At 63.3% G+C, this 15,286-nt stretch carries 16 protein-coding genes; 5 read left to right on the forward strand and 11 right to left on the reverse strand.

Translation table 11 applies throughout. The annotated features are described in order from the left end of the window. Positions 1–236: 236 nt before the first annotated feature. A complete protein-coding gene (locus tag IG197_RS29490; RefSeq protein ID WP_246765441.1) occupies positions 237–1,202 on the forward strand; it encodes a sugar-binding transcriptional regulator in 966 nt (321 codons plus the stop codon). Between the two features lie 26 nt (positions 1,203–1,228). Here the strand turns inward: IG197_RS29490 and IG197_RS29495 are convergent, their stop codons facing one another. Continuing rightward, the gene (locus IG197_RS29495; RefSeq protein WP_192320102.1) at positions 1,229–1,597 is read right to left on the reverse strand and encodes a hypothetical protein; all 369 of its coding nucleotides are present in this window, start codon (positions 1,595–1,597) and stop codon (positions 1,229–1,231) included. 116 nt (positions 1,598–1,713) lie between these two features. Next, complete coding sequence (locus IG197_RS29500) at positions 1,714–2,727, reverse strand: sugar-binding transcriptional regulator (RefSeq protein WP_246765442.1); 1,014 nt, start codon at positions 2,725–2,727, stop codon at positions 1,714–1,716. Between the two features lie 161 nt (positions 2,728–2,888). Between IG197_RS29500 and IG197_RS29505 the strand changes: the two genes are divergently transcribed. Continuing rightward, a complete protein-coding gene (locus tag IG197_RS29505) occupies positions 2,889–3,662 on the forward strand; it encodes a hypothetical protein (RefSeq protein WP_192320104.1) in 774 nt (257 codons plus the stop codon). Between the two features lie 5 nt (positions 3,663–3,667). Here IG197_RS29505 and ptsP read toward each other — a convergent pair whose 3' ends face one another. From ptsP to IG197_RS29530, 5 genes are all read right to left on the reverse strand, one after another. Continuing rightward, positions 3,668–5,650: a phosphoenolpyruvate--protein phosphotransferase gene (gene ptsP, locus IG197_RS29510; RefSeq protein WP_192320106.1), complete on the reverse strand. Its 1,983-nt coding sequence runs from the start codon at positions 5,648–5,650 to the stop codon at positions 3,668–3,670. Between the two features lie 48 nt (positions 5,651–5,698). Next, positions 5,699–6,079, reverse strand: a complete 381-nt coding sequence (locus tag IG197_RS29515; protein WP_067968250.1) for a PTS glucitol/sorbitol transporter subunit IIA — start codon at positions 6,077–6,079, stop codon at positions 5,699–5,701. Positions 6,080–6,192: 113 nt separating this feature from the next. Next, positions 6,193–7,203 carry a PTS glucitol/sorbitol transporter subunit IIB gene (locus IG197_RS29520; protein WP_192320108.1) on the reverse strand — a complete coding sequence of 337 codons (1,011 nt, stop codon included), beginning with the start codon at positions 7,201–7,203 and terminating at the stop codon, positions 6,193–6,195. A 16-nt stretch (positions 7,204–7,219) separates the two neighbouring features. Beyond that, a complete protein-coding gene (locus tag IG197_RS29525; protein WP_154384397.1) occupies positions 7,220–7,978 on the reverse strand; it encodes a PTS glucitol/sorbitol transporter subunit IIC in 759 nt (252 codons plus the stop codon). A gap of 52 nt (positions 7,979–8,030) precedes the next feature. Continuing rightward, positions 8,031–8,465, reverse strand: a complete 435-nt coding sequence (locus tag IG197_RS29530) for a transcriptional regulator GutM (RefSeq protein ID WP_067968240.1) — start codon at positions 8,463–8,465, stop codon at positions 8,031–8,033. Between the two features lie 192 nt (positions 8,466–8,657). On the opposite strand from IG197_RS29530, the gene IG197_RS29535 reads away from it, so the two are divergent. Together IG197_RS29535 and IG197_RS29540 are read left to right on the forward strand one after the other, a co-directional pair. After that, positions 8,658–9,296 (forward strand): hypothetical protein, encoded by a 639-nt coding sequence (locus IG197_RS29535; protein WP_192320110.1) that lies wholly within the window; start codon positions 8,658–8,660, stop codon positions 9,294–9,296. Between the two features lie 95 nt (positions 9,297–9,391). Beyond that, positions 9,392–10,060, forward strand: a complete 669-nt coding sequence (locus IG197_RS29540) for an HAD family phosphatase (RefSeq protein ID WP_192320111.1) — start codon at positions 9,392–9,394, stop codon at positions 10,058–10,060. Positions 10,061–10,088: 28 nt separating this feature from the next. Here the strand turns inward: IG197_RS29540 and IG197_RS29545 are convergent, their stop codons facing one another. Genes IG197_RS29545 through IG197_RS29560 form a run of 4 tightly spaced genes read right to left on the reverse strand, consistent with a single transcriptional unit; the run spans position 10,089 to position 14,055 of the window. Beyond that, the gene (locus IG197_RS29545; RefSeq protein WP_192320113.1) at positions 10,089–11,219 is read right to left on the reverse strand and encodes a P1 family peptidase; all 1,131 of its coding nucleotides are present in this window, start codon (positions 11,217–11,219) and stop codon (positions 10,089–10,091) included. A 5-nt stretch (positions 11,220–11,224) separates the two neighbouring features. Next, on the reverse strand, positions 11,225–12,055 hold the full coding sequence (locus tag IG197_RS29550; RefSeq protein ID WP_192320115.1) for an ABC transporter permease: 831 nt from the start codon (positions 12,053–12,055) through the stop codon (positions 11,225–11,227). A gap of 10 nt (positions 12,056–12,065) precedes the next feature. Further along, positions 12,066–12,959 (reverse strand): ABC transporter permease, encoded by an 894-nt coding sequence (locus tag IG197_RS29555; RefSeq protein ID WP_192320681.1) that lies wholly within the window; start codon positions 12,957–12,959, stop codon positions 12,066–12,068. A gap of 1 nt (position 12,960) precedes the next feature. Further along, entirely contained in the window at positions 12,961–14,055 is a 1,095-nt protein-coding gene (locus tag IG197_RS29560) for an ABC transporter ATP-binding protein (protein WP_192320116.1), read from the reverse strand. A 238-nt stretch (positions 14,056–14,293) separates the two neighbouring features. Between IG197_RS29560 and IG197_RS29565 the strand changes: the two genes are divergently transcribed. Continuing rightward, a complete protein-coding gene (locus IG197_RS29565; protein ID WP_371746587.1) occupies positions 14,294–15,286 on the forward strand; it encodes a spermidine/putrescine ABC transporter substrate-binding protein in 993 nt (330 codons plus the stop codon).

The raw sequence follows: 15,286 nt of genomic DNA on the forward strand, positions 1-15,286 counted from the left end.
CTTCAGATCCGCGTGCCACGACCTCCCTACACAGCGCGTTTGACACTTGGGTGACGGAACGCTGACACATTTATGATATGATCATTTGTTGCGTGTCAAATACAAATGATCATGCTGCATTGCGAAATTTGGAGCATGAAAACAGGCTTCGGAACCGGCATCCGGCCCTTGCGCCAGACTGCAGAACAGCCATTCTCCAGAATCGTTGTGGCGCCGAGGGGGAGACCGGACAAGGAATGCGCACGAAGCAGGAAATGCCGGTCGAGCCGGGTGCCGCCATGGTCTCGTCCGACCTCGCGGTGAAGACGGCATGGCTCTATTATGTCGAGGGCCTGACCCAGGAACAGATCGCCGACAAGCTGAAGGTCAGCCGGGTCAAGGTGATGCGCACCCTCGCCGCCTGCACCGCCGACGGCGTGGTGGTAACGACGATCAACGCCCAGACCGCCAGGCAGGTCGAGTTCGAGCGGGCGTTGGAAAAGCGTTGGGGGCTCGACGCCGCGATCGTGGTGCCGACACCTTCGGCCGACGAACATCTGGAACGGGCGATCGGCCATTCGGTGGCGCTTTATCTCGACCAGCAGATGCAGGACGGCATGACGCTGGCGATCGGCGGCGGGGCGACGCTTCACTCCAGCATCGGCTTTCTCAACCGCCGGCAGCTCATGAACGCAAGCGTTGTCGCCCTGGTCGGCAGCCTGCCGCACTCACAATGGGTCAACCCGTCGGCGGTGGCGGCAAAGGTTGCGGAGACGCTTGGCGTCGACAGCTACCAGATCACCGCGCCGGTCATCGCCCACAGCCGCGAGCTGCGAGACCTGTTGTGGGCCCAGCCGGAACTGCTCGACGTGCGCAAACGCGCGGCAAAGGCCGATGTCGCTCTTCTGACCGTCGGAGAGATGTCGGCCAACGCCACCATCTTCCGCCACGGCATCGTGCCGCAATCCTTCGTCGCCCCGCTCAAGGCCAAGGGCGCAGTTGCCAATATGTTATGCTACTTCATCGATGCCGAAGGCAGGATGGTCGACCACGAGGTCAATGACAGGGTCATGGCGATCGATCTCGAGGCCGTCAGCGCCGTGCCGAACCTGGTCCTTGCCGCCGGCGGCAAGCGCAAGATCCCGGCCATTCGCGCCGCCCTTGGAGCCGTCAACGCCAATGTGCTGATTACCGACAGCGACAGCGCCGCAGCGCTGACCTAGCTGTCCTGAGACCTCCGGGCAGCGGTTTAGAGCAGCCCTCTTTCGCGCAGAAAATCCTCGATGCCGACATGGGTCATGGCCTCGAATTCGGCGATGGCCTCGGCCATCTTCCGGCGCTGCGCGGCAAGCAAGGTGAAGACCTGGCGCATTTCACCGGAGACGCCGAACCGGCCCCAGCGCTCGGCAATGTGGCCGGGAAGGCCGATATCGGCACAGAAGGCTTCCAGGCTGCCATAGCCGAGTTCCTTGACAAAAGCCCTCGCCGCCTCGGGCGACATACGCTCTTCGACGGCATGGTCATGCAGGCGCTGCGCGATAAGCCTGACGTCGGAAGGCGACGCCCTCATGACCTTGCTGACCAGGGAGCGGACATTCTCCGGGTTGAAATCAGGCATGGGACCTCCAATTGTGGCAAAGCTATCCGGTTCGTCCGGCGGCTCGTCGAGCAAGCCGCCATTCGCGATCATGCAGGCCACACCGGGGGATGACAAGCACGGCAGGCATTTGTAGCTCAGGGCGCTTCGATCATCCGTCTTGCGCTGTGTTCATCGGTGATCAGCACCGTCGGCTTGACCAGCTTCATGGCGCCGAGCAGCGCGTCGATCTTGTCTGAGCCACCCGAAGTCAGGATGCGCAGCGGCGCACGCAGGATGCGGTCGACATCGACCGACATGCCGAGCTGGTTGATGGGATGGTCGACAAGCTTGCCGGCGCGGTCGAAGAAATGGAACAGAAGATCGCCTACCGCGCCCTTGGCAGCCAGCTTTTCGCGCTCGGCCTCGGTCAGGAAGCCGCCGCGATAAAAGGTCGAGGCCGAAGCGATGTCGCCGACGCTGACCAGCACCGCATCAAGCGAATCGGCCAGCGCAAATACTTCGGACAGGCCGCAGCGCTCGATCAGCGCACGCTTGGTCTCGATGCTGTCGACGACGGCAGGCGCCGGAATGAGATAACCGTCGCCCTGGAAGGCCTGGGCGAAGCGCCAGGCGAATTCGGCCGGGTTGGTACGGCGCGCGACGCCGACGCCGCCGAGCAGCGAGATGACGCGGAAATCACTGAGTGGTTTGCCGCTGATGTAGGGCAAGGTGCCGGTCAGCGTGCGGCCCCAGCCGACGCCGACGGACATGCCCGACTTCATCGCCTCGGATAGATAAGCGCCGGTTGCCGCTCCAATCGTCGGGATCGGATCAGCGCCCTCCCCGGAGAGCGGTGCGACGATCGCCCGCTGGACGCCGAACTTCTGCTCCAGCGCCCGCTCCTGGCGGACGATGTCGGACAGGTCACCTTCGATGGCGATCTTGATCTCGTTGCGCAGGCGCGCCTCGGCCAGCATGCGCACCACGGTGACGCGGCCGACGCCGAGAACCTCGGCGATGTCGTTCTGGGTCATCTGTTCGATGAAGTACATCCACGCGGCGCGGACCCGCAGCCGGTCAGCCCGGCTGTCGGTGGGGGACCCCTCGACATCCTGAGGTGTCTCGGCGGTACGCGATTTTCCACCCGACCCTTTGACACCTTTGCTCACGCCGCCCCCCCCGTTTCAGTTCACATCACTTTTCAAGGAACCGCGGCAAGGTCAAGCGGCGAGGTGTCGCGATCGATTTGCACCCCGCGCAAAACAGTGCTGCAATGCCCCGAGGCTGCGGCTTCGTCACGGAGCCGCCACGGCAGCAGGGAATGCGCAAGATGCTGAGAAGTCTTTCGGAAGATGTTGTCGTCAACATCAAGGATCGCCTTCGCGACATGCGCCATCTCGTCCGCTCCAGCCGCCACGACAATCCCGGCGGACCGCGCCGGCCACAAATGGCCGAGCCGTTTGCCCCGCCACGTGAAATCGAGCGCCTGCTGGGTCGCGCTGCAAGCGTTGTCGATGACACGCTGACCGTCGCCGAGACGGTGTCGCGCACGCTGCTGCCGATGGTGCGCACCGGTGACGGCGCCCGGCTGCATGGCTTCGACACCTATTTCGCCACCGGGCGCTCGGCCACGGTCGAGGGCGAGCGCTTGTTCCGCCGCGACCTTTATGCAGCTTTCAAGGCCATGCCACGAAAGGCAGTCGGCGATGGATTGCCGCTTCACGAAGCAGGTTTCAGCCAGGCGCATCTGGCCGTCCGCAAGAAGCATGGCGGTTTGCTCACCGCCATGCACATGGCGAGCCCGGAGAGCCGGCTTGAAGCTGTCGCTGCCGTTGCCGCCGCAACGTTTGTCGAACTGCTTGCCTGCCAGCCCCTGTCTGGCGACGAGGCTATGGTCCGTGCTCTCGTGCCGCTTGCGCCCATGGTGCTTGCCGCGGCCATCTTGACGTTGTCGCCATCGGGTATGAGCGACGCCGACCTGCTGGAAGCCACCGGCATGGCGGTCGACGCGCGCCGCGAGCGCATCTTGCGCGCACTCGACGGTGCCAACCCGGCCAACGAGCTTGGCGCCATCTTCCGGGTGCTGCTCGCGCATCTGCCCTGAGCCGGCTAGGCGCCGAGCTCGGCTATCCGCTTCTTGGCACGCTGGATCGAGGCCGGGCTCATCGAGAGCTCGGTCAAGCCCATGCGCAGGAACTCTGGGATCAGGTCCGGCCGCCCGGCGGCCTCGCCGCACATGCCGACCATGATGCCCGCCGCTACCCCTGCCCTTGCCGTCATCTCGATCGCCGACATGACAGCGACATTGGTCACGTCGTTGAGCTTGGCGACCGTCGGGTTCAGTCGATCGGCGGCCATGATGTATTGGGTCAGGTCGTTGGTGCCGATAGAGAAGAAGGCGACTTCTTTCGCCAGCGCCGGCGCGATCAGAACCGCAGCCGGCGTCTCGATCATGACGCCAAGCTGAAATTCGCCGAAGGTTACCTTCTCCGCCGCAAGTTCGGCCTTGCAGGTTTCGATCAGCGCACGCGTCGCGCGCACTTCCGACACGTCGGCGACCATCGGCAGCATCACCTTGACGTTGCCATGGACGGCTGCGCGCAACAGCGCTCGCAGCTGCGGCTTGAAGATGTCCGGCCGATCGAGGCACATGCGAATGCCGCGCCAGCCGAGGAACGGGTTCTCCTCCTGAGGGAACTCGATACCCGAAATCGGTTTGTCGCCGCCGATGTCGAGCGTGCGCACGATAACAGGATAAGGCGCAAAGGCCTTGGCAAGAGCCGCATAGGTCTCGGCCTGCATGTCTTCCGAAGGCAGGTGCATGTGACGCATGAACAGCAGTTCGGTACGGAACAGGCCGACGCCCATCGCACCCGCTTCGCGGGCGGCGTCGATCTCTTCGAGTGAGCCGATATTGGCGGCCACTTCGATGACCGTGCCGTCGGCACGGCGCGGGGTGGTGTCGCGGAATGCCTTCAGCGCTTCACGCTCGCGTGCGGCCTCGTCGATGCGGGTGCGGAAGCGGTCGAGCACCGGGCCCTCGGGATCGGCCACGACATGACCGCGATGACCATCGAGCGCGATCTCGCGTGCCTTGGCGAGGTCATGCACCTGCGCGCCCATGCCGAGAACCGCCGGAATGCCATGGGCGCGGGCGATGATGGCGATGTGGGATGTAGCTCCGCCATGGCCGCAGACGATGCCGCCGATGCGCTTCAGCGGTGCGCGTGCCAGGTCCCAGGCGCCGATGTCCTCGGCGATCAGGATCGCGCTCTCGGGAATGTCGTCGAGGCTGATGTCGGCCTGGCCGAGCAGCGCCAGGCAGATCTGGCGACCGACCGCCTGAACGTCATCGGCGCGGGCGTTGAGATAAGGATCGTCGACCTGGCCGAACTGGGCCGAAATCTTGGCGGCGGCGCCGATGACCGAGGTGACCGCGTCGCTGCCGGTGTTGATGGTGGCGACCACTTCGTCGCGCAGCTCGTCGTCAGCGGCTATGTCGCGCAGCGCGGCGATGATGCCACGATCATTTGCCGACAGCGTGTCCGATGCCAGCGAGGCGTTCATGCGCGCCTGCACGGCCTCGACAGCCTCGGCGAAGCGAACGAGTTCGGCGTTGATGTCGCCAACCGAAAGCGTGCGGCGCTCCGGCTTGATCTCGGGCGGGAAGTGGGCGAAGGCGGTGCCGACGGCATAGCCCTCGCTGGCAGCCACACCCTTCAGGGCGCCTGATATCTCTTCCTCGAATGCCGCGGGCTTGGTCGGTTCGATCTTGAGCGTCACGCCCGCGGCGGCGGCGGCATCAGGCTCGCCCGGCGCCTGTTCCTCGGCCAGACCGGCGAGCGGGTTCTCGAGATAGCCGACCAGCGCTTCCACTGCCTCGATCTCGTCAGCACCTTTGGTGCGGATCGTGACTTCGTCGTTTTCCTTGACGGCGAGCAGCATCAGCTTGACCGCGCTCTTGGCGCTGGCCGACTTGCCGTCCTTGATGATCTCGACCTCGCTTTCGAAGCTCTTGGCGAGCTTGACGAAACGGGTGGCGGGCCGGGCATGCAACCCTTCATGCACTCTGACGATCGTCGAGCGTTCCATAGGCAGGTCTCTTGTTCCAGGTCAGTATAGCGGCGTAACGCGCGGCAATCAGCGGCCGATGGTAATGGCTGCGCCGGCCTTGAGAGCTCCGACGAGCACTTCGCCCTCGACCACCGAGGCGCAGATTTCGCCCGGCCGCTCGGCGGCATCGGCGCCGTTGAAATTGATGACCACGTGGCCGATCTCGCGCACCTTGTTCCAGGCACTGTCGCCCATGGCGGTGATGGTGCCCTCGAGTTCGCCGATGGCAATGGCGGCGCCGACGACTGGGGCCGCGTCGCTCGGCCCGACTTCAGCCTTATGCAGCACCGACACCTCGGCCAGTTCAGGCGGAGCACCGTCGGCGAACAGGATCAGCACGCCGCCTTCGGCCAGCTCTGCCACTTCCGGTCCGATTGCCGTTATGAGCGTCTTGAGATGAACCGACATGATCGAAGCCTTTTTCTGGGCCCGGGCTGGAATGCTGTCCGGGCGTACCTGTTTTGCCGGCTTGGCCGGCCGATGAAATGCCCGGCGACGACAAGCGCCGCCGGGCAAGGATCTTAGAATACGACCAGGCTGACCGCCCAGGCGATGAGCACCGAGACCGGGCCCATGATCTGGCGGCTGATCAGAACGGCGGGAACGCCGATCTCGATGGTCTTGGGCTTGGCCTCGCCGAGCGCCAGGCCGACCGGCACGAAGTCGCAACCGACCTGGGTGTTGTAGGCAAACAGTGCCGGAAGCGCCATTGCCGGCGAGATCGTGCCGTTGGCGATCTGCGGGCCGATGATCGCCACGCCGATGACCTGGGCGATGACCGCGCCTGGCCCGAGGATGGGCGACAGGAACGGCAGGCCGCAGATGGCCGAGATGACCAGCAGGCCAACGATGTTGTTGGCCAGCGGCCCCATCGGCTGGGCGAGCACGTCGCCAATGCCGGTATAGAGGATCAGGCCGATCAGCATCGTCACGAACGCCATGAACGGCAGCACGTTGCGGACGACCTGGTCGATGGTGCGGCGGCCGGCATTGAAGAAGATACCGACGACACGCCCCATGACGCGGCCGATGCTGGCGACGAGGTTGATGAACCCGCCGTCGTTGGACGCTGCGGGGGCGGTGGTGTTTGTCGCCGTCGCGAACGAGGCGTTGTTCGCGTTGGAGGCAGAGCTTGCCGATGTCACGGCTTCCGAACCGTCGGCCATGGTGATGTCGCTTTCCTTGACGCCCGACACGTAGATGTCTTCGGTGATGAACTGGGCGAGCGGGCCCGCCTGTCCCACCGGGGTGAGGTTGACGGTGGGGATGCGTTTGCGCGGATACACCCCGCAACGCGCGGTGCCGCCACAATCGACGACCACCACCGCCATCTCGCCTTCGACCGGCGGCGACTTGAAGCCATCCACGGCTTCAGCACCGGTCATCTCGGCGATGCGGGCAGCGACAGGGTGGATGCCGCCGCCGGTGACGGAGACGACCTTGTTGCGCTGGTCCGTCGGCTGGACGACCAGGGGACCGCCCCAGCCGCTCTTGCCGCGGGAAATCTTGACTGCCTTGTAAGACTTGGCCATGTGCCCCTCCCCGCCCTTACAGCTCGACGCCCTGTCGGCGTGCCATGATGGCGGTGATGCGCTCGGTCAGCATGCCCTTGAGCAGGATGACGACGAGGCCGACGATGGCGTACCAGATGGCCACCTGGATGTGATAGCCGCCGGGAACAACGCCCTTCTTCTCAAGCTCGAGCAGAGCCACGAGGATGCCGCCCCAGACGAAGTATTCGCCCGGATTGATGTGCGGGAACAGGCCGAGGGGTGGATGCACGTAGGACACGGCCGCGTCATAGAAGGCGGGCTTGTGCTTTTCTTCCAGGAAAGAGCCGAAGGTGTAGGCCATCGGGTTGGTCAGGAAGAACACCGAGATCAGCGGCAAAACGGTGTAGCGGGTCAACGCGATGCGCCCGGCGCCACGGGCGATGCCGTGAACCCTCTCCTCGCCGACGAGCTCGGTCAGCGCGTAGAAGGCAGTCATCAGCACGACGAGCGTCGGGATGATGCCGGTGACGAAACCGGCGAAGACCTCACCGCCCTTCTGGAAGATGCCGATAAAGTATTTGCCGATGCTGGTGAGCCAGCCGAGCTGTTCCTCCTGAGCAACGGTGTTGAGCTTTTCCTTGAACTGCTCGACGGTCAAGTCGCCGCTCGCCTGGGCGAGCACGACGAGATCGTTCGTCGCTCCCTTGACGGCGAGCTTGCCGTGAATTGCAGCATCCGTGGCCATTGAACCCGCGACATGCAGGTTCTGGACGGCCATGTCGGCGTGCTGCGCCAACATAGATAGGACTGACATTTCTCCTCCTTGATATCCTCACCCTAGGGACCGCGCCCGAAAGGTGCCGTCCCTACATACCCACTGGCTTGAGGCCGGCGAGGCCGGGCCCCTTTGGCTCGAGCCGTGCGCGGTCGACTTGTTCGACAGCCTTCTTCACGGCTTCCGCCACACCGGCTTCCCCCTCTCCCAGTACAGCGGGATTGGACCGGAGTTGATCGAGGGAAATTCCCTCCAGGTTTTCATGACGCTTGAATTTGGCGAAGACGGAGCGCCCGGTCATGGTCAGCAGCCGCTGGACCTTGAGGTCCGGCGTGACCACGATCAGCGCGATCGTTCCCTTGCCCAGACGGCCGCGGCAATTGCCGGCGCCGACATAGCCATCCTGGTACTTCGCCGTGATGCCCTTGAAGACATCGGCGTAGTGCCGCATCTGGATCCACACGCCGAGCGACTGCAGCGCCCAGACGACGCCCAGAAGCAGCAGTCCCCACTGCCAGATTGCCATAAGGCTCTTCCTCCCGAAGTCCTCCGGAGCGACGACATGCTGAGCCGCTCACATATCAATCAAAGAACATTTGTCTTTATGAATGTCAATATGTATAACTTTGGACACCCCGCACGGTGGTTCCGATCCACAGCGGCATTTGGCATTTTGCCTGCCGGTGGTATCTTCGGACAGGGCAGGAGCACTGCGACGATGGACCTGATCTTCAAGAACGAACTGGCGCTGGTGCCCGACCTCCGTCACAGGCTCAGGCAGTTGCGCTGGTTCCGCACGACCTTCCGCAACAGCGCGCGTGCCATCACCGCCCGCTATGGCATCCGCTTCGACATCGACGAGAAGAAACTGACGCGCATCTTCCTCGACTGGGTCGAGATCGTAAACGCCCAAAAATCATATGCACAGCTCGACCGCGCCGACTTCATCGTCTACGCCGCCGGCCTCGCCCTCAAGGAGCTGATCAGGCAGGCGCCGGTGCGGATCGACGATGCGCGTCCTCCCGACGCGTCGACACCGGCGCAGGCCATTCCCGACATCGTAAGGTTCTGGCCGGAGGGCTTCGTCTACACCAACTTCTGCGTCTGCTCGATTGCCGTGCTGTTCGAGCAGGAGTTTGGCGAAGCCCCTGCCCTCGACGCATGCGCCGACGACCTCAGGACCTGGTGGTCCTACAAGGAGAATACGGCCGAGATGCCGAGCTATGCCGTTGCCTATCTCGACCGCTTCCTCGGCGCCGAACCCAACTGGCTCGCGCCCGACCTGCCGGAAGAGCGCAGCGCCATGCAGCGTGCGCTGCAGGCGTCGCCACGACCCGAAGCGATCGGCCGGAACTAGATCTTCCACCATCGCGGCTGCAACGCGGCGCGACCGCAGCAGCCTGCTTTCGACAAACGACGGCCTGTGCGCCGCAAAGCTTCCTGGAGTTCGACTTGCCCAAAGACAGCCTGGTGATTTTCGATTGCGACGGCGTGCTGGTCGACAGCGAACCGCTGGCCGCCCTTGCCTATGTGCGCGCCTATGCCAGGAACGGCCTCGAGATCGAGGCAGAGGTCATCTCGCATTGCGTCGGCATGAAGCAGGCCGACATCATCGCCAAGATCCACCAGCTCACCGGCCATTTGCTGCCCGACGACGCCACCGACGATATCTGGGGCGAGACCAAGGCGCTGTTCACCGAGCAGCTGGCCTCGACGCTCGACATCGCCGCCTTCCTGTCGAAGCTCGAAGCCGCCCGTTGCGTCGCCTCGTCCTCGTCGGTCGAGCGCATCAACCACAGCCTCGACGTCACCGGCCTCGCGCATTATTTCGGTCCATCGATCTTCAGTTCGTCGATGGTCAAGAACGGCAAACCGGCGCCCGACATCTTCCTCTTTGCCGCCGAGAAGATGGGTTTTGCGCCCGAGCGCTCGGTGGTCATCGAGGACTCGCGCTACGGCGTGCAGGGCGCTGTCGCTGCCGGCATGACGGCCATCGGCTACGTCGGCGGCGGCCACACCCATGACGGCCACGGTCCGGAGCTTATGGCGGCGGGCGCATCAGCCGTCTGCGCCAGCTGGGACGAGATCTCGGCCGAGCTGCTCAAGCGCGGCTTCGTCTGACGACAAACCACCTTTCCCGTTGTTGCCGCTACTTGATGCGGGCATGGTCGCGCATCACCGCGACCAGCTGGTCATGCGGCATCGCCTGGATGCGGAAACGATCGAAGGCGGTGCCGCCGGCGTCCTCGGCCGCCAGCATCGCATTGACCACGGCTTCCTCCACGCTGTCGACGGTCGCGGCATAGACCTGATCCAGCTTCTCGTCATTGACGATTTCGAGGTTCAGCCTGGCCGGCGCATGGTGGGCCATGGGTTGCGAGTTGGCGGTCGAGAAGGCCAGGAAGATGTCGCCTGAATTGTTGCCCCCTGGTGTGCCGCCACGGCCGATGCCGATGGCGGCGCGGCGCGCCAGCCGCTGCAGCTGATGCGGCGCCATCGGCAGGTCGGTGGCGACGACGACGATGATCGACCCGCGTTCGGCGAGCTGGCTCTGGGGCGTGCCGTCGCGCATGTGCTCGCCGACGGGCACGCCCCTGATCGTCAGCCAGTCACGCTGGCCATGGTTGGCCTGGACCAGCGTTCCGATCCTGTGCTCGCGGCCGCCGAATTCGACGATACGCGACGACGTGCCGGTCCCACCCTTGAAACCATAGGTGACCATACCGGTGCCGCCGCCACAGTTGCCTTCCTGGACCGTCCCCGATGACAGGCTGTCTAGGGCGGCCCTGACGTCCGCTTCGGTCAATGGCAGGCCGTTGATGTCGTTCAGCACGCCGTCATAGGTCTCTGCAATGACAGGCATGATCCAGAGGAAGTTGTCGGTGTCATAGGTCGAGGCATAGCGCTCCAGCATCCATTTCACGGTCGCGTGGTGGGCCATGCCGACGGCATGGGTATTGGTGATGACGACAGGACCGAGGAAGTAGCCGCCATCCTCGATCCAGTGCGTGCCGGTCATCTCCCCGTTGCCATTGAAGCGGTGCACACCTGCATAAACCGGGACGGGCGTCGGCGAAGCCGCATGCGGCAGGATAGCGGTCACGCCGGTGCGCACCGGGCGCTTGCGGCCGGGCCTCGGTACATCTTCGAAAATTGTCCTGAACCCGACGCCAATGCCCTCGACATCGGTGATGGCATTAAACGGGCCGGGCCGGCCCGGAAACGGCAGGCCGAGGTCGCGGGCCCGGGCTTTGGTGGCGGGAGATTTGGGTTTGGTCATCAGGATCATTTCTGCCGGGAGCGCAGGTAGAGGCCAAGCGAGGCCACGACGAAGGAGAAGGTGAGCATCATCACCGCAATCGCATTGATCTCGGGTTTGATGCCGCGGCGAAGCATGGCGAAGATGAACATCGGCAGCGTCGTCACATCGACGCCGGCGATGAAGTAGGTGATCACCAGGTCGTCCATCGAAATGATGAAGGCAAGCAGCGCGCCGCCGATGATGCCTGGCAGCAACTGCGGGAACACAACCTTGCGGAATGTCACCCACTCGTTGGCGCCGAGATCGGCGGAGGCGTTTTCGAGCGTGCGGTCCATGCCGGCAAGACGCGCCGACACGACGATGAAGACATAGGAGATCAGGAAGGTGCACTGGCCGATGATGATCGTTTTCAGGCCGAGCGTGATCCCCGAATTGACGAAGAAGATCAGCAAGGCGATGCCGAGCACGATGTCGGGCATCAGCATCGGCATGAACATCACAGTGCGATAGAAACGTTTGCCGAAGAAGGCGAAGCGGTAGAGCGCAATGGCGATGGCGGTCCCGAACACGGTCGCGATTATGGTGGTGGAGGTCGCGATGATCAGGCTGTTCCAGACCGCCTGGACGAGTTGGTCGGTCGATTCGATGTAAAGGGCATTCTCCGAGATCGTCGTCTTGAAGCCGAGGACCTGAGCGTACCACTCGGTGGTGAAGCCGCTCCACGTCATCATGTTCACGGGATTGGAGTTGAACGAGTAGACGGCGATCAGCACCAGGGGGATGTAGATGAAGGCGAAGAACAGCATGGTGTAGGCAATCAGCCCACCGCGGAAGAGAAAGCGGGCAATCTTCATCTGCAGCCCCTCAATTTGTGGCGTCAGCGCCGCGGCGACCGGACGCGACGACATGGATGAAGAGCAGCACCAGCATCACGCTCATCACCATCATCGCCAGGGCCGACCCGAAGGGCCAGTTGCGGGCAGACAGGAACTGCTGCTCGATGAGATTTCCCAGCATCATCACCTTGGCGCCACCAAGAACAGCAGGAACGACGAAGTTCCCAAGCGCCGGGATGAAGACGATGATGGCACCACCGGCAATGCCAGGCGCGGTCAGCGGCAGGATGATGCGGACAAAAGTCCGGACCGGGCCCGCGCCGAGGTCGAGCGACGCGCGTACCAGCGTCCAGTCGAGCTTTTCGACGCTGGCATAGATCGGCATGAACATGAACGGGATGAAGATGTAGACCATGCCGAGCACGATCGCGCCGTCGGTGTAGATGAGCTCGAGCGGTCGGGCGATAAGGCCCGTCGCAAGCAACGCTTCGTTGACGATGCCCGTCTGGCGTAGGATGAGCACCCAGATGAACAGCCGCACGATCAGGCTGGTGAAGAACGGCAGTGTGATCAGGAAGAGGCAGAAATTCCTCCAGCGCTCAGACAGCCGCGCAATGCAGAAGGCTGCGGGATAACAGACGACCATGGTGGCGATGACGGTGAAGGCCGCGATCTTGAGCGAGCGCAGGAAGATCGAGAGGTAGACCGGGTCGAAGACCTCGAATGCCGGGTCGGCGAAACCGAGGATGCGGCCATAATTATGCGGATAGTAGGTCCACTCCACGCCCCCATAGAGGCCGGGGGCGAGAAAGCTGGTGACGATCATGATCGCCAGCGGGCCCAGGAAAAAGACAGCTAGGAACAGCGTCACCGGGGCGAGCAGCAGCGCCAGCTGAACGCGGCGGCGACCGGCGAGAGACATCTCAGATGCCATCGGCGTCGCACCTGATGAGATGGACAGCGGAAGGATCGTAGGACAACCGCGCTTTCCGTGCCTGTTCGACCTTGCCGATAAAGCTGCGCCGGCCGGCCGGGATTTCGGCAACGACCTTGCGACCCTCGGCCGTGTGGCCGAACAGCTCGAATGACGAGCCGACGAAGACGATCTGCTCGACCTCGACGTCGAGGAAAGGATAGTCCCGTCCCTCCCCCGTAATGAAGAACTGTTCGGGGCGGATCAACGCCTTGGCCTTGCCTGACACTTTCCCAAGCGACGGCTGGTGGCGGATCGCGAGGCCATCGCCGGTCAGCAACCATCCGTTGTCCAGTTGGCCTTCGAAGAGATTGCTGGCGCCGACGAAGGTGGCGACGAAACTGTTTGCCGGCCGGTCATAGATGTTGCGCGGGGTATCGAGCTGTTGGATGCGTCCGCCTGACAGAACGGCGACGCGATCCGACATGGTCAACGATTCCTGCTGGTCGTGCGTGACGAAGATGAACGAGATGCCGAGCTCGCTTTGCAGCGTCTTCAGCTCGATCTGCATCGACTGGCGCAGGTTCTTGTCCAGTGCCGACAGCGGCTCGTCGAGAAGCAACAGCTTTGGCCGGGCAATGATGGCACGGGCGAGCGCCACGCGCTGCTGCTGGCCGCCGGAAAGCTGGCGTGGCCAGCGGCCCTCCATGCCGGAGAGGCCGACCATGTCGAGTGCAGCCGCGACCTGCTTGTGGCGTTCAGATTTGGAGACGCCCGCAACCTCAAGCGCGTAGCCCGTATTCTCGCCGACGGTCATGTGCGGAAACAGCGCATAGTTCTGGAAGACGGTGTTGACGGGCCGGCGATAGGGCGGCCGTGTCGTCAAGTCGACACCGTCGATCAGAATGCGGCCGGCATCGAGCTCGACAAAACCGCTGATCGCCTGCAGCAAGGTCGTCTTGCCGCAACCCGAAGGGCCGAGAAGCGTCAGGAACTCGTTGCGATCGACATCGAGGTCGATCTTGTCGAGCGCGACCACGCTTTGACCTTCCGGCGTGGGGAAGGTCTTTGCCGCTCCCTCCAGCCGGACAATGGAATCTCGCATCTGTCGTTCCCCGAATTGTTATTCAAATAACTCTTGTGCGATTTCGAGATTTGGATACCATTTGATCATCCAAGTCAACGGCCACCAGAAGCCGGAGCCGGAACACGCGAAGCCGGCCTGGGCAGATAACCACACAGAGGAGAATTCGATGAGGATCATGAACCATGCCCTCGCGGGCGCCCGCCCGACCAGGCGAAGCCTGCTGGCGCAAGTCGCCGCACTATCGATTGCGGCCGCCATGACGACGATCGCGCCGGCCAGCGCTGCCGAGCTCAACATCTACAACTGGGGCGAATACATCAATCCGGCGGTGCTGAAGAAATTCGAGGACGAAACCCAGATCAAGGTCAACCTGTCGACCTACTCCTCGAACGAAGAGATGCTGGCGAAAATCCAGGGCGGCGCCACCGGCTACGACATCGTCTTCCCGTCGGTGCACATGCAAGACATCATGGCCAAGCTCGACCTGCTCGAGAAGACCGACATCAACACCTATGAAGGCTTCAAGAACATCGACCCGGCCTTCATGCGCGCCAAGAGTGACCCCAAGGGCGAGTACTGCCTGCCCTACGCATTCGGCTCGGTCGGCATCTTCTACAACCGCAAGATCCTCGGCAAGGACATCACCGGCTGGAAGGACCTGATCGCCACGGTCGAGGCCAAGGGCCTCAAATTCACCCTGCTCGACGACATGCGCGAGGTGCTCGCAGTCGGTCTCATCCTCAACGGCAACAAGGTCAACTCGACCGACCCCAACGAACTGCAGCAGGCCGCCGACACGATCATCGCGATGAAGCCCGATGTCGCCGCCTTCACCTATGACACGCGCCCGATGGTGCAGTCGGGCGACGTCGCAGCGGGGCATTTCTTCGTGGGCGCCATGGTCGACGTGTTCGGCAACACTGCCGACCTCGGCTATGTCATCCCGGAAGAAGGTGCCACCATGTACCAGGAGGACATCTGCGTCCTCAAGACCGCGCCCAACAAAGAAAACGCGCTCAAATTCATGCAGTTCTACACCCGTCCGGAGGTCGCCGCGCTCAATGTTTCCCAGCAGACCAACGGCACCGCGAACGTCCCGGCGCGGCAATTGACCCCCGACAACATCAAGAATAGCAAGGAGATCAATCCTTCGCCCGAAACGATGCAGCGGCTGCAGATTTTCGAGGATCTGGGACCTGGCCTGCGCCAGCTTGACCGGGTCTGGACCAAGGTGAAGACAGCCCAATAG

Origin of the sequence: Aminobacter sp. SR38, assembly GCF_014843375.1 — a bacterium.
GTDB classification, from domain to species: Bacteria; Pseudomonadota; Alphaproteobacteria; order Rhizobiales; family Rhizobiaceae; genus Aminobacter; species Aminobacter ciceronei.